This window comes from Aquitalea magnusonii, assembly GCF_002217795.2.
Lineage (GTDB): Bacteria > Pseudomonadota > Gammaproteobacteria > Burkholderiales > Chromobacteriaceae > Aquitalea > Aquitalea magnusonii_B.
This window is the reverse complement of sequence record NZ_AP018823.1, coordinates 1,135,288-1,149,048: the sequence shown is the minus strand read 5'-3', so window position 1 is coordinate 1,149,048 and position 13,761 is coordinate 1,135,288. Positions and strand designations below refer to the sequence as shown.

Annotated in this window: 12 protein-coding genes; 8 read left to right on the top strand and 4 right to left on the bottom strand. The window is 56.9% G+C overall.

Annotated elements, in window-relative coordinates; translation table 11 throughout:
• Nucleotides 1-24: 24 nt before the first annotated feature.
• Both DLM_RS05615 and DLM_RS05610 read left to right on the top strand, forming a co-directional pair.
• The gene (locus tag DLM_RS05615) at nt 25-1,563 is read left to right on the top strand and encodes an amino acid permease (RefSeq protein ID WP_197715508.1); all 1,539 of its coding nucleotides are present in this window, start codon (nt 25-27) and stop codon (nt 1,561-1,563) included.
• Nucleotides 1,564-1,713: 150 nt separating this feature from the next.
• Entirely contained in the window at nt 1,714-2,352 is a 639-nt protein-coding gene (locus tag DLM_RS05610; protein ID WP_089085339.1) for a LysE family translocator, read from the top strand.
• 78 nt (nt 2,353-2,430) lie between these two features.
• On the opposite strand, the gene DLM_RS05605 is transcribed toward DLM_RS05610, so the two are convergent.
• From DLM_RS05605 to DLM_RS05590, 4 genes are all read right to left on the bottom strand, one after another.
• Nucleotides 2,431-2,604 (bottom strand): DUF2788 domain-containing protein, encoded by a 174-nt coding sequence (locus DLM_RS05605; protein ID WP_420000710.1) that lies wholly within the window; start codon nt 2,602-2,604, stop codon nt 2,431-2,433.
• A 205-nt stretch (nt 2,605-2,809) separates the two neighbouring features.
• Nucleotides 2,810-4,036 carry an argininosuccinate synthase gene (locus DLM_RS05600; RefSeq protein ID WP_045848611.1) on the bottom strand — a complete coding sequence of 409 codons (1,227 nt, stop codon included), beginning with the start codon at nt 4,034-4,036 and terminating at the stop codon, nt 2,810-2,812.
• Nucleotides 4,037-4,080: 44 nt separating this feature from the next.
• The gene (gene argF / locus DLM_RS05595) at nt 4,081-5,004 is read right to left on the bottom strand and encodes an ornithine carbamoyltransferase (protein ID WP_045848610.1); all 924 of its coding nucleotides are present in this window, start codon (nt 5,002-5,004) and stop codon (nt 4,081-4,083) included.
• 191 nt (nt 5,005-5,195) lie between these two features.
• Nucleotides 5,196-7,154, bottom strand: a complete 1,959-nt coding sequence (locus tag DLM_RS05590) for an aminotransferase class I/II-fold pyridoxal phosphate-dependent enzyme (protein ID WP_089085337.1) — start codon at nt 7,152-7,154, stop codon at nt 5,196-5,198.
• Nucleotides 7,155-7,423: 269 nt separating this feature from the next.
• On the opposite strand from DLM_RS05590, the gene dinG reads away from it, so the two are divergent.
• From dinG to rnk, 6 genes are all read left to right on the top strand, one after another.
• A complete protein-coding gene (dinG, locus tag DLM_RS05585) occupies nt 7,424-9,550 on the top strand; it encodes an ATP-dependent DNA helicase DinG (protein WP_089085336.1) in 2,127 nt (708 codons plus the stop codon).
• 126 nt (nt 9,551-9,676) lie between these two features.
• Complete coding sequence (locus tag DLM_RS05580; RefSeq protein WP_089085335.1) at nt 9,677-9,991, top strand: DUF3579 domain-containing protein; 315 nt, start codon at nt 9,677-9,679, stop codon at nt 9,989-9,991.
• A 167-nt stretch (nt 9,992-10,158) separates the two neighbouring features.
• On the top strand, nt 10,159-11,313 hold the full coding sequence (locus DLM_RS05575) for a porin (RefSeq protein ID WP_231960084.1): 1,155 nt from the start codon (nt 10,159-10,161) through the stop codon (nt 11,311-11,313).
• Between the two features lie 106 nt (nt 11,314-11,419).
• Nucleotides 11,420-12,214 carry a type I methionyl aminopeptidase gene (map, locus tag DLM_RS05570; protein WP_089085334.1) on the top strand — a complete coding sequence of 265 codons (795 nt, stop codon included), beginning with the start codon at nt 11,420-11,422 and terminating at the stop codon, nt 12,212-12,214.
• A gap of 138 nt (nt 12,215-12,352) precedes the next feature.
• The gene (locus tag DLM_RS05565; protein WP_089085333.1) at nt 12,353-13,207 is read left to right on the top strand and encodes a flagellin; all 855 of its coding nucleotides are present in this window, start codon (nt 12,353-12,355) and stop codon (nt 13,205-13,207) included.
• A 111-nt stretch (nt 13,208-13,318) separates the two neighbouring features.
• Nucleotides 13,319-13,729, top strand: a complete 411-nt coding sequence (gene rnk, locus DLM_RS05560; RefSeq protein WP_089085481.1) for a nucleoside diphosphate kinase regulator — start codon at nt 13,319-13,321, stop codon at nt 13,727-13,729.
• The last annotated feature ends 32 nt before the right edge of the window (nt 13,730-13,761 follow it).

The window sequence follows — 13,761 nt, the reverse complement described above, 5'->3', positions numbered from 1 at the left end:
TTCAACACAGGAAAAAGGATCATCATGAAGCGAGATCAGCACGCCGCCACGCCGCCGGGCGAGGACGAGAAACTGTTACACAGCATGGGTTACGCTCAGGAGTTGTCCAGACGCATGAGCGGTTTTTCCAACTTTGCCATTTCCTTTTCCATCATCTGCATCCTGGCCGGCGGCATCACCGCCTTTCCCGCCGGACTGAGCGCCGGAGGCGGCGCATCCATCGGCATAGGCTGGCCGGTGGGTGCCCTGTTTGCCAGCATTGTCGCTGCGGCCATGGCGCAAATTGCCTCTTCCTACCCCACCGCCGGCGGCCTGTATCACTGGTCGTCCATCCTCGGCGGCAAGGGCTTGGGTTGGGTCACCGCCTGGATCAATCTGCTAGGGCTGATCTTCGTAGTGGCTTCGGTCAATTTCGGCGTGTATGACCCCTTTTTCAAAACCCTGATTGCCCCCCTGCTGGGCATCAATCCAGAGCAACTCACCTGGACGGAACAAACCCTGTTTCTGGCGGGCATCACCATCAGCCAGGCATGGCTCAACCATCTGGGCATCAAGATCACCACCCGTCTGACCGATATGTCCGGCTACCTGATTTTCGTCATTGCCGTGGTCCTGACCGTTGCGCTGCTGGCCTATGCCCCCGGACCGCTGGACTTCTCCCGCCTGTTCACCTTCAGCAACTTCAGCGGTGCCGATGGCGGCACCTGGCCCAAGACGGACAGCAGCCTGCTGGTTTTCCTCTCCGGTCTGCTGCTGACGGTGTACACCCTCACCGGCTATGACGCTTCGGCCCACACTTCCGAAGAAACCCATCAGGCCGCCCACAATGTACCCAAGGGCATTTTGCGCTCCGTGCTATGGTCCGCCCTGTTCGGCTACATCCTGATCTGCACCTTCGTGCTGGTACTGCCCAGCATGCAGGCTGGCGTCAAGGCCGGCATGGGCTTTTTTGACCTGCTGCTGGGCAGCCTGCCGCCGCTGCTGAAGGCCGTGCTGGGCATCGGCATTTTCCTGGTGAACTATCTGTGCGGCCTGGCCTGCCTGACATCCACCTCTCGCATGATGTATGCCTTTGCCCGTGATGGCGGCCTGCCCTTCTCCCACCAGCTTAAACAGGTACACCCGGTTCACCGCACCCCCGGCCTGGCCATCTGGGTGAGCGCCACCCTGGCTATCGTCGCCACCCTGTACGGAGATGCCTTTACCGTATTGTCCGCCGGTTCTGCGGTATTCCTGTACATTTCCTACATCATTCCGGTGACTGCAGGGATGTTTGCCGAAGGCAAGACCTGGACGCACAAAGGTCCGTTCAGCCTGGGCGCGGCATCAAAACCGATCGCCCTGCTGGCCACTCTTGGCGGTGCCATTCTGGCCTTTGTCGGCATGCAGCCGCCCAATCAGAAGGTGTTATACCTCACCGTGGCACTGCTGCTGGTGCTGCTGTTTTTCTGGTTCGTACTGGGGGTGCGCAAGCAGTTCAAGGGGCCGCCCATCGGTGAGCGCATCCAGAAACATCAGGCACACATCCGCGAGATCGAGAGTGCGCTGGACAAGACCGCCTGACCCTGAGGTCGGCAACCATGACGGCCATGCCCAGCATGGCCGTTTTCTGTTGAATACACCGGGAACAAAGCAAGCCAACCGGACAAGCCTGCTTGTCCGCTGCCAGAAAATACTTAATGATGTTGTCTTGTTTACCCTGAGAGCGTCGCCATGATCGTAAGCCCTGAGCAACTGGCAGCCTTCACTGCCGCAGCAGTACTGATCACCCTCTCCCCCGGACCTGACAATCTGATGGTCCTGAGCCTGGGCATCGCCAAGGGGCGGCGGCAGGGCATGGTATTTGGCCTGGGCTGCGCGCTGGGCTGCATCACCCACACCCTGCTGGCGGCACTGGGGGTGAGCGCACTGATTGCCGCCTCGCCCACTGCCTTTGGCCTGCTGAAATTTGCCGGAGGCGCGTATCTGGTATATCTGGGCTGGCAGGCTATCCACAGCAAGGGAAGCAGCCTGCACGCCGATGGCAGTCAGGCTGGGAACACCCCGCTGGCAGCACATTTTCGCAAGGGCCTGATTGCCAATGCCATCAACCCCAAAGTCGTGCTGTTCTTTCTGGCCTTCCTGCCGCAGTTCGTCAATCCGGCCCAGGGCCACAGTGGCTGGCAAACAGCGATTCTGGGGCTGATCTTCACCGCACAAGCCGCAATCTTGTTTGGCAGCCTGGGTTATTTTGCCGGTGCCATTGGCAACTGGTTTAAGCGCACCCCCAAGGCCAGCCAGTGGCTGGATCGCCTGGCCGGTAGCATTTTCATCGCTCTTGGCCTGCGGCTGATCCTGTTGCCACCGCGCTAAGCGGCACGGCAAACAGTGCATATCACCATAAAAAAACGGGTTGGCAATGGCCAACCCGTTTTCATTACGTAGTGCTGTTTACTTCAGTACCAGGAACTCCACCAGCACGTTCTTGAAGATGAAGCCGACCACCCCGAAACCCAGTACCAGAAACAGCACGGCAGTACCCATCTTGCCTGCCTGGGACTTCTTGCCCAGGTCCCAGATGATGAAACCCATGAAGATGATGAGACCGGTCAGACACACGGTCATGGAAATATCGGTAAATTGCTCTTCAGACACCCTGATGTTCCTTGATGAATGCAGTAATGGGCTCACATGGCTTGTCGTGACATCTGCCAGTCAGGCAAACAGAATCGATACGATACGCCGCCCTGAGCCGGCTCTCAACTTTTCCACCAGATAAATGCAGCAAAAAACAAAAACCGCCCGAAGGCGGTTTTTTTTAGCGGGCCAATCAGCCGCGCTTGAGTTTGGCATTGGCGGCAATCCGCATGCGCAGGGCATTGAGGCGGATGAAGCCGGCTGCATCGGCGTGGTTGTATGCGCCGCCGTCTTCGTCGAAGGTGGCGATGTTCGGGTCGAACAGCGAATCGGTCTTGGATTCGCGCCCCACCACGATGACATTGCCCTTGTACAGTTTCAGGCGTACCCAGCCGTTGACCGTGGCTTGCGAAGCGTCGATCAGGCCTTGCAGCATCTGACGCTCCGGGCTCCACCAGTAGCCGGTGTAGATCAGCTTGGCGTACTTCGGCATCAGCTCATCCTTCAGGTGGGCCACTTCGCGGTCCAGCGTGATGGATTCGATGGCGCGGTGCGCCTTGAGCATGATGGTGCCGCCCGGAGTTTCGTAGCAGCCACGGGACTTCATGCCCACATAACGGTTTTCCACGATGTCCAGACGACCGATACCATGCTTGCCGCCCAGACGGTTCAGCTCGGTCAGCACTTGTGCCGGGGTCATGGCCACGCCGTTGATGGCGGTGATATCACCCTTTTCGTAGCTCAGCTCGATGTATTCGGCCTGGTCCGGGGCATTCTCCGGGCTGACCGTCCACAGCCACATATCTTCTTCCGGCTCGGCTGCCGGGTTTTCCAGCACGGTGCCTTCGTAGGAGATGTGCAGCAGGTTGGCATCCATGGAGTACGGGCTGCCACCATTCTTTTTCTTGCTGATGTCGATGCCATGCTTTTCAGCGTAGGCCAGCAGTTTTTCACGGGACAGCAGGTCCCATTCGCGCCACGGTGCAATCACCTTGACGTCCGGTTTCAGCGCGTAGTAGCCCAGCTCGAAACGCACCTGGTCGTTACCCTTGCCGGTGGCACCGTGCGATACCGCATCGCCGCCCACCGCATTGGCGATTTCGATCTGGCGCTTGGAGATCAGCGGACGGGCAATGGAAGTACCCAGCAGGTACTCGCCTTCGTAGATGGCGTTGGCACGGAACATCGGGTACACGTAGTCGCGCACAAACTCTTCGCGCAGGTCTTCGATAAAGATGTTTTCCGGCTTGATGCCCAGCGCAATGGCTTTCTTGCGGGCCGGTTCCACTTCTTCACCCTGGCCGATGTCGGCGGTGAAAGTGACTACTTCACAGTGATAGGTGTCTTGCAGCCATTTCAGGATGACGGAGGTATCCAGGCCACCGGAGTAGGCCAGCACTACTTTTTTGATGTCAGACATGATGCGTTTTCTTTCCAGCGAATCTAGTGGGTTGTCCTGCCAGTTCAGTCGTACTGATGACCAAGCAGCAGATATTCGATCAGGGCTTTCTGGGCATGCATGCGGTTTTCCGCCTCATCCCATACCACGCTCTGCGGGCCGTCGATGACCTCGGCGGTCACTTCCTCGCCGCGGTGGGCCGGCAGACAGTGCATGAACAATGCGTCCGGCTTGGCATGCTTCATCAGCTCGGCATTTACCTGGTAGCTGGCAAAGGCTTCCAGACGGGTGGCACTTTCGGCCTCGTAGCCCATGCTGGTGAACACGTCGGTGGTCACCAGATCAGCGCCTTCCACGGCCTTGACGGCACTGTGGCTGGGCTCGAAGTGTTCCGGGCCGTAATGCTCACCATCCAGCACGGTCAGCTCGTAGCCTACCGGGGTTGCCACCTTCAGCTTGAAGCCAAGAATCTTGGCCGCCTGCAGCCAGGTACGGCAGACATTGTTGCCATCGCCGATCCAGGCAACGGTCTTGCCCTTGATCGAGCCACGATGCTCGATGAAGGTAAAGATGTCCGCCAGAATCTGACAGGGGTGGTATTCATTGGTCAGACCGTTGATCACCGGCACTTTGGAATGCGCCGCCAGACGCTCTACCAGCGACTGTTCGAAGGTACGGATCATGATGATATCGCTCATGCGCGACAGCACCCGTGCCGTGTCTTCGATTGGCTCACCACGCCCCAACTGGGAGGTTTTGGTGTCCAGGAACATCGCATGGCCGCCAAGCTGGGCCATGCCGGCTTCAAAGGAAACCCGCGTACGCGTGGAATTCTTTTCGAAGATCATGGACATTACGCGGCCTACCAGCGGCTGATACAGCTGTTTTTCGCTGTGTCGTCGCTTCAGAACCTTGGCACGCTCGAAGATGTGACGATACTCCTCGTGATTCAGGTCGCTGAATTGCAGGTAATGTCCTACTTGCTTCATGGGTAAGATTTCCAAAAAAAAAGACCATCGCGCATAGAACACGGTGTGTGTCTTCATGCGCAATGGCACATTACTACACGCAGGTCTCAAGTCAGTTAACTGGTGTCGCAATCCCGTAGCAATTGGATACTGGATTTATATATTTGCGACAATTGTTATATTTATCGGAAATTGACCATTCTGACAAGGTCTCAGCCGAACAATAATCTGTCAGGCAAATGGGAAAGTTCCCTATCTTTTAGCACTCTGACATACATTTCCCCGCCATCTTCGGCCAGTCCATGCATTTCTATGGTCTTTTGTGTCTTTTGCAGACGCGCCAGATAAGACAGGATACTGTCGTCAATCACCTGCCCCGGTACCAGAACAGGAATGCCGGGCGGGTAAGGCACGATCTGGTCGCAACACACCCGTCCATTCAGGGCCGCATTGGGTCGACCATCATCATCCAGCAAGGGCAGGCGCTCGCCGGCTTCGTAAAACGCGTCGCGCGGCAGGCAGGCCAGGCGGGAAAAACGTGGGATCTCCGGCATGCGGCCGACGGCACGCGGTGCGCGCTTTTCCTTGGCCAGCCGCAGCAGCGCATCATACAGCCGTGATACCTTGCTGCGCGTAGTACCCATGGTCAGCAGCAGGGTGATGGTGCTGAAAGTGGATTTCTCCACCTGGATGTTGTAACGCTCGAACAACTCGTGTTGCAGCTCATCGGTGGTAAAACCGGACTGGCTGATATCCACGGTCAGCTTGGTCGGGTCCAGCCGGATGCCATCCTCGCGCATCTCCTCGGGCAGCAGGTCTTCCAGCTCCAGCACACGGAAAGCCCCGGTGGAGTTGATCTTGTCGCGCAGCTCCTCCGCCAGCTTCAGCGTACGGTCCAGCAGCCGGTAGCCCTCGGTCACTGCCTGCTTGCGCGCCACGTCCAGACTGGCAATCAGGTTGTATTGCGGGCTGGTGGAGGTATGCATGTTGAAGTTTTCCCGGAACAGATGCTCGTCAAATCCGGGGTCATTCACGTGAATCATGCTGGCCTGCGAGAAGGCGGACAGAATCTTGTGAGTGCTTTGCGTGACATAGTCGGCACCGGACTCCAAGGCTGTGGGGCGGAAGGCCGGGTGGAAGCGGGCAAAACCGTACCAGGCCTCATCCACAATCACCTTGATGCCCTTTGCATGCGCAGCTTCAATGATGGGCACCAGATCGTATCGCAGGCCATCATAGGTGCAGGAAGTCAGAATCAGCACCCGCGCATCCGGGTTGGCTTCGATGGCGGCAAAGATGGTGGCCTTGGGCACCGGGCCGAAAATGCCGTACTGCTTGTTGATGGAGGAGTCCAGATACACCGGCAAGGCACCCGACAAGATCACCCCGTGATGCACCGACTTATGGCAATTGCGGTCCAGCAACAGCTTGTCACCCGGAGCCAGCAAGGTCTGGAAGATTACCTTGTTGGAGGTGGAAGTACCGTTGGTGGCGAAATAGGTCTTGCGCCCGCCAAAGGCTTTGGCAGCCAGCTTTTGCGACTCGGCAATCACCCCGGTCGGGTGCAGCAGGGAATCCAGCATCGGTACGGAAACGGACAGGTCGGCGCGCAACATGTTCTCGCCGACAAAGTCGTAAAAATCGCCGACCCACGGGCTGCCCTTGAGCGAATCGCCACCAGCGTGGCCGGGCGTGTGCCAGGAATCCTTGGCCATGCGCACGTATTGCTTCAGCTTGTCGTAAAACGGCGTGGCAGACTTTTCCGCCAGTTCGGCAGTGAGGATACGGAACCAGCCGTTGTAGTCGGTTTCGTCGCGGTAGAAATAGCCATCCACCGCGTGGCTGGCCAGATTCTCCACCAGCACACGCTCGTCATCATCCATCAGCAATACATATAAGGACAGCTCGGGCCGGAAGTCGCTGATCTGATTGGCCAGCGCAACCGCCGCCTGATTCAGTCCCTTCTCCTGCAACTGCTTGTCTACCAGCACAGCCTGGATATCACCATCACGCCGGATGATGTCCATCGCCTCCTTCAAACGGGAGGCACCGATAAAAGTCAGGCCATAAGGGTTTTCCAGCCGCACGGCCACGGCACCCAGCCCGGCCAGAACGTCGGACTGCCACTTTGCATCATCGCTTACCACCAAAACGCGGCTAACGGGTGTCATCAACTCATTTCTCCTGTGTGCAGAACACTGCGTACTTGTTATTTGTCTGTCCGTGCGTACGCAAAACGTGTCAGCTTTTTTCTTGTCACACCTCAACCAGCTTCCGCTGGTGACTGCGCCATTTCTGATCACGCCTGATGAATTGTTTTGCGGCTATCCTAGCCACAAGCAGAGCGCGGCGTCATTTTGCAAAGCAACATTTGCGCGCAGACGAAAATCCATGACGCTTTAGCACCTAAACCACCCCCTCCTTGCGGTACAATCGCGCCATGCTGACCGATGCCGAAAAAGACGCCATTCGCGACCACTACCGCACCATTGCCGACAACCTGCCCGGCTTTCGCCCGCGCGCGGCACAACGCCGCATGCTGGCCGAAATCGCCAACGCCCTGTCCCGCAGCCTGGAAAAGCAAGGCGATGCTTATCCCAACCGCGAGGGTGAAAGCATCGCGGTGATCGAAGGGCCAACCGGCGTTGGCAAAAGCCTCGCTTATTTGCTGGCCGGTGGCGTCATGGCAAGGTCGCGCGGCAAAAAGCTGGTGGTCACCAGCGCCACCGTCGCCCTGCAAGAGCAACTGGTCAACCGCGACCTGCCCTTCGTGGTGGAAAACAGCGGCCTGCCACTGACCTTTGCCCTGGCCAAGGGCCGTGGCCGTTATCTGTGCCCGCAACGCATCTACGCCCTGACCGCAGAAAATGCCCAGGGGCAACTGCTGGCTCCGGACCCGATGCTGGCATTGTGGGACCGCAAGCCACAGGCTGGCGAAATTGAAGCCCTGCGCAGCATGGCGGATGAGTTCTACTACCGGCGCTGGAATGGCGACCGCGACACCTGGAAAGAAGTGATCGAAGACGGCCTGTGGAGCCGTGTCACCAACGACCGCCACGGCTGCCTGAAAGCCGCCTGCCCCAACCGGCCGGAATGCCCGTTCTACCTGGCGCGCGACACCCTGGAAACCGTGGATGTCATCGTCGCCAACCACGACCTGATGCTGGCCGATGTCTCGATGGGCGGCGGCGTCATCCTGCCCGCACCGGAAGACAGCTACTACTGTATTGACGAGGCGCACCATCTGGCCAAAAAGGCCATCAACCAGTTCTCGGCTGAACACTCACTGGCCCAAGCCATGGGCTGGCTGGACAAGGTAGCGCCCACTGCCGCACGGGTGGAAACCCTGACCGGCAAGGTGGAAATCACCACACAAGCCATGGATGCCGCCAGCGCCTGCATGGAAACACTGAACGAATGGTTGTGGCTGCTCAGCGGCGAAGAGTCCCTCAGCGCCAACAGCGAAAACATGGAACCCACCTGGCTGATGGAAGACGGCCAATTGCCGGAACGTCTGCAACAGCCAGCGCGCAATATGGCCATGGCCGCGCGCGCCATCTTCAAACATCTGTCCGCACTGAACGATGCACTGACCGAGGCGCGCAAGGAAAAAGGCAGCGACACCACGCAAATTGACAAAGCTGCCGCCGATATCGGCTTTCTCAATGGCCGGGCCGAGCAACTGATGGCGGTATGGGACCTGTTTGAAAAAGAAACAGAAGAAAGCGCGCCGCCCATTGCCAAGTGGATTACCCGCCGCATCGAGGGCAAGGGTGACTATATTTTCTCCGCCTCCCCCGTCAGCGCAGCCGCCAGCCTGGCAGCCACCTTGTGGCGTCGTGCCGCCGGAGCAGTCCTCACCTCGGCCACCCTGCGCTCACTCGGCGCATTTGACCTGCTGCTATCGCAAACCGGGCTGAAATGGTTGCCCCAAGTTAGCTGTGTGGCACTGGATTCACCCTTCAACTTCACCGAGCAAGGCGAACTCTACCTGCCGCCCATGCTGGCCAGCCCCAAGGACCCACAAGGCCATACCCGCGAAATTGTCGAATGGCTGCCCAAGCTGGTGGATATTGCCGAACCGGTTGGTACGCTGGTGCTGTTCTCCTCACGCAAGCAGATGCAGGAAGTTGCAGCCGGGCTGCCGGAGAACCTGCGCACTCAGTTGCTGATCCAGGGCGAGATTCCCAAATCGGTCTTGCTGGAAACCCACCATACCCGCCTCAAGAATAGCCAGGCCAGCGTCATCTTCGGGCTGGATTCCTTTTCTGAGGGACTGGACTTACCCGGTGAAAGCTGTGTCCACGTTATCATTGCCAAACTGCCGTTTGCCATGCCGGATGATCCGGTGGGGAAAACCCTGTCACGCTGGATTGAAAAGCGCGGTGGCAACCCTTTTGTCGAACTCACTGTTCCGGAGGCATCCATCAAACTGATTCAGGCAGTCGGCCGGCTGATACGCACCGAGCGGGATTACGGCCGTGTCACCATTCTGGACAACCGTCTGGTGAAACAAAGTTACGGAAAAAAATTGTTAGCCTCGTTACCGCCATTCAAGCGCATCTGATTTTCAGGTAAAATTGCGGGTAAACCCGCTATTGCCCTGCAACAAAGACAGACCAAAACAAAAATCCTGTCTTTGCTATAGATAAATACAGAGACCACACCTTAAAAGCACACCCGGTTCATCACCATGATTTGCAATCCATATGAAGTAGTCATCCAGGGACTCACCTCCGAAGGCCGCACCTTCCGCCCCAGCGACTGGGCCGAACGTCTGGCAGGCATCCTGGCCTCTTTCGGTGGCGATCAGAAACTTTCCTACCACGCCTACGTACGCCCGATGCTGCTTGAGGGCGTGCGTTGCGTGGCCGTCGACAAGAAGCTGCAGAAGATCGATCCGCAGGTCTTTCAGTTTCTGATGGACTTCGCCAAGGACAATGATTTGCGTATTGTCGATTGTCGAACCCTGATCGACGAGATCTACCCCAACAAGTTTTTGGCGTAAATACAACAAATCCGGTTTGGCGAGGCTTGATCTGCATCATTACTGCAACATCAGCGTCACATTTTGTGGTTAAACTTCGACAGTACTGACGTGCTGGACGGCTCATACATAGAGTTCCGCCACAGCCAGTACGCATAACGAAACACAAAACCCCTGATGGAGCACTGATGATGCACAAGAAAAGCCTAGCCGCACTGGTTGCAACCCTGTTCGCCGTTCCGTTCGCCGCTCACGCTGACGTAACCATTTATGGTTTCCTGAGCAGCAGCATCGAATCCACCAAAGCTACTGGCGCAAGCGCGAATACAGCTGGTGACTACAAGTCCCGTACCCGTGTCGTTGATGACAACTCCCGCATCGGTTTCAAGGGCAATGAAGACCTGGGCAATGGCACCAAGGCCATCTGGCAGGTTGAAAGCAGCCTGAAGTACTTTGAACAGGGCGGCACCAACGACAAGGGCGAAACCGCCACCTTCGCCACCCGCAACAGCTTTGTTGGCCTGGACAACGGCACCTTCGGTAAGGTACTGCTGGGTCAAAACGACACTGCATACAAAACCCTGACCAACATCGGCCTGAACCTGTTTGGCGATACCACCGCTGAAAACAACGGCTCCAGCCAGGTTTACAGCCGCGCCGAAACTCGCCTGAAAAACTCCATTCACTACTTCTCCCCGAACTGGTCCGGCTTCCAGTTTGGCCTATCCTACGGTGTGGATGAGACCCGTGCTCTGGACGTAAACAGCGCACAAACCAACGCTTCCCGCATCTCCTTGGCAGCCAACTACACCAATGGTGGCCTGCAAGTTGCTGCTGGCTGGGATCGCCAGAATGACAAGGCACTGAGCAGTGCCAACTCTTCCAGCAACGTATCCGGCAAAAACACCACCTTCTACAAACTGGCTACCAGCTACAAATTTGCCACCGGCACTTTTGTAGGTGCTGGTTATGAATTTGGTCGCTTTGATTCCAACAACAGTGGCAATACGCTGAAGCAGGACGACTGGACTCTGTCCGTTGGCCAAGATATCGGTGCAGCCACCCTGAAGCTGGAATACAGTTCGCTGGGTCGCCTGAAAGGTGCAGCCGCAGGTACTGAAGGTGATTACAAAGCGCATCAGTGGGCGCTGGGTGCTGACTACAACCTGAGCAAGACCACCAAGGTGTTCAGCTACTACACCAAGATCACCAACAAAGCCTCTCAGAACGCCAACTTTGCTAACACTCCGATCTACACTTCGAACGTTGGCAATTCCGGTGCTTCGCTTTCCAAGGGTGTTGATCCGCAAGCCTTCGGTGTTGGTCTGAAAGTTGCGTTCTAAGCTGAACACTGTTTAGTGACAAACGTGAAAACGGGCATCCCATGGATGCCCGTTTTTTCATCATTTGCTAGAATGGAACATTGCCGCACACACCAAGACCACCACAATGAGCGTTGAACTGAAAACTCCCGCCGATATCGAGAAAATGCGTATCGCCGGCAAGCTGGCTTCCGAAGTACTCGACTACATCACTCCTTTCGTCAAACCCGGTGTCACCACCGAGGCCATCGACAAGCTTTGCCATGACTACATGGTCAATGTGCAAGGCTGCATTCCGGCTCCGCTCAACTACGCGCCGGACGGCCACAACCCCTACCCCAAGTCCATCTGCACCTCGATCAACAGCGTGGTGTGCCATGGCATTCCCAATGACAAGCCTCTGAAGAACGGCGACATCATGAACATCGACATTACCGTCATCAAGGATGGTTACCACGGCGACACCAGCCGCATGTTCTATGTCGGTGAAGTCAGCGAACACGCCCGCCGCCTGTGCAAGATTACTTATGAATGCATGTGGCGCGGCATCGAAAAGGTCAAACCAGGCGCCACGCTGGGTGATATCGGCTATGCCATTCAGCAATATGCCGAGAGCAGCGGTTACAGCGTAGTACAAGAGTTCTGCGGACACGGCATTGGCAAGCGCTTCCACGAGGAACCACAAGTGCTGCACTACGGTCGTCCAGGCACTGGCCTGAAGCTGGAAGCCGGCATGATCTTCACCATCGAACCGATGATCAACCAAGGCAAACGCCATCTGCGCATGATGGGCGATGGCTGGACAGTCGCCACCAAGGACCGCAGCCTGTCGGCACAGTGGGAGCACACCATTCTGGTTACCGAAACCGGCTACGAAGTACTCACTCAGTCGGCCGGCACCCCCGCAAAGCCAAGCCGCTAACTGGCAACACCTGCAAACACCGCATCAATGCATACCACACCCGCTACCAGCGGGTGTTTTTGCATGTAAAAACTGGTTAATACGCATCGACAGCGCTATAGTCAAACACATGATCTGACAGCATAAAGTGAGCATTGCATGCTTGGCATCAACAGCAACCTTGGCGCCCTGAATGCCCAGACCCAACTGGACAAGTCGCGCAAGAATACCGAGCAGACTCTGGCCCAACTGGCATCCGGCAGCCAGTTGAACAGCGCTGCGGTCAATGCAGCCAATACCGCCTTGTCGCAATCCCTGGAGGCGCAGATTCGTGGCGACAATCAGGCCAGCAGTAACGCACTGGATGGGATTTCACTGGTTCAGACCGCCGATGGTGCCTTGTCGCAATTACAAAGCAATAGCCAGCAGATTCAGGAGCTGGCGATACAGGCTGGCAATGCAGCACTTAGCAGCAGCAACCGCCAAGCTTTGCAACAACAGGTGGATCAGCTCACCCAAAGCAACTCGGCCATCATTCAAAGCACCCAATACAATGGCACGGCATTGCTGAGTAGCAATAACAGCCTGCAGTTCCAGGTTGGTCCGGATGGAAACAACAGCAATCAGATCAATGTCAGCACCAGCAATCTGTCAGCGTCCCCATCCAGTGGCGGCCTCAACAGCTACAATGCCAATCTGTCAGCCACCGGCACCATCGATATATCCAGCCCGGCAAATGCCATTGCCGCACAGTCCAAGATTGAGTCCGACCTGAACACCATTGCCAGCTCACGCACCCAGATGGGGACAGCCAGCAATCAGTTTTCCACGGCCATCAGTAATTTGCAGAATGCCTCGCTCAATGCACAGGCCGCCAACAGTCGCATCAGTGACACCGACTTTGCCGCAGCAACTGCGCAATTGGTGCAGCAGCAAATCCTTAGCCAATCCGCCATCGCCGTGCAGGCGCAAGCCAATCTTTCGCAACGCAGCACACTCAGCCTGCTTGGCTAGGACAGAGGCAACTTTCCGTCGTTCAGACACTCCAACTCCAATACTTCATTTACCACCATGCGCACAGGCATTGAAAATGCCTGTGTTTTTTATTGCGAGAAGGAGTCAACCATGCCCAGCCAACCATCCATCATTGTTTCCAGTCTTGATTACGAAAGGCTGGCAGCCTGGATGGAGCGTACGCCAGCACAGGACAAGACAACGCTGGCAGCGCTGGAAGCCGAGCTGGAACGTGCCGAAGTGGTAGAGCCGGAAGACATTCCGGCCGGCATCATCACCATGAACAGTACGGCGCGCGTGCGTATCGAACAAAGTGGCGAAGAAAAACTGCTGACACTGGTCTACCCTAATCAGGCGGATGGCACTGCAGGGCATGTTTCTGTTCTGGCCCCAGTTGGCGCAGCACTGCTAGGCCTGGCCGAAGGCCAGTCGATTGATTGGCCCACGCTGGCAGGTCAAACCCGACTCACCGTGCTGGAAGTCACCTACCAGCCTGAAGCGGCAGGCGATCTGCACCGCTAATTAAAAATAGCCAGTCAACAGACTGGCTATTT

Bases quoted from the DNA above. Each gene is read 5' to 3' on its own strand.
- DLM_RS05615 (WP_197715508.1), top strand. From the start codon at position 25: ATGAAGCGAGATCAGCACGCCGCCACGCCGCCGGGCGAGGACGAGAAA.
- DLM_RS05610 (WP_089085339.1), top strand. From the start codon at position 1,714: ATGATCGTAAGCCCTGAGCAACTGGCAGCCTTCACTGCCGCAGCAGTA.
- DLM_RS05605 (WP_420000710.1), bottom strand. From the start codon at position 2,604: ATGACCGTGTGTCTGACCGGTCTCATCATCTTCATGGGTTTCATCATC.
- DLM_RS05600 (WP_045848611.1), bottom strand. From the start codon at position 4,036: ATGTCTGACATCAAAAAAGTAGTGCTGGCCTACTCCGGTGGCCTGGAT.
- argF (WP_045848610.1), bottom strand. From the start codon at position 5,004: ATGAAGCAAGTAGGACATTACCTGCAATTCAGCGACCTGAATCACGAG.
- DLM_RS05590 (WP_089085337.1), bottom strand. From the start codon at position 7,154: ATGACACCCGTTAGCCGCGTTTTGGTGGTAAGCGATGATGCAAAGTGG.
- dinG (WP_089085336.1), top strand. From the start codon at position 7,424: ATGCTGACCGATGCCGAAAAAGACGCCATTCGCGACCACTACCGCACC.
- DLM_RS05580 (WP_089085335.1), top strand. From the start codon at position 9,677: ATGATTTGCAATCCATATGAAGTAGTCATCCAGGGACTCACCTCCGAA.
- DLM_RS05575 (WP_231960084.1), top strand. From the start codon at position 10,159: ATGATGCACAAGAAAAGCCTAGCCGCACTGGTTGCAACCCTGTTCGCC.
- map (WP_089085334.1), top strand. From the start codon at position 11,420: ATGAGCGTTGAACTGAAAACTCCCGCCGATATCGAGAAAATGCGTATC.
- DLM_RS05565 (WP_089085333.1), top strand. From the start codon at position 12,353: ATGCTTGGCATCAACAGCAACCTTGGCGCCCTGAATGCCCAGACCCAA.
- rnk (WP_089085481.1), top strand. From the start codon at position 13,319: ATGCCCAGCCAACCATCCATCATTGTTTCCAGTCTTGATTACGAAAGG.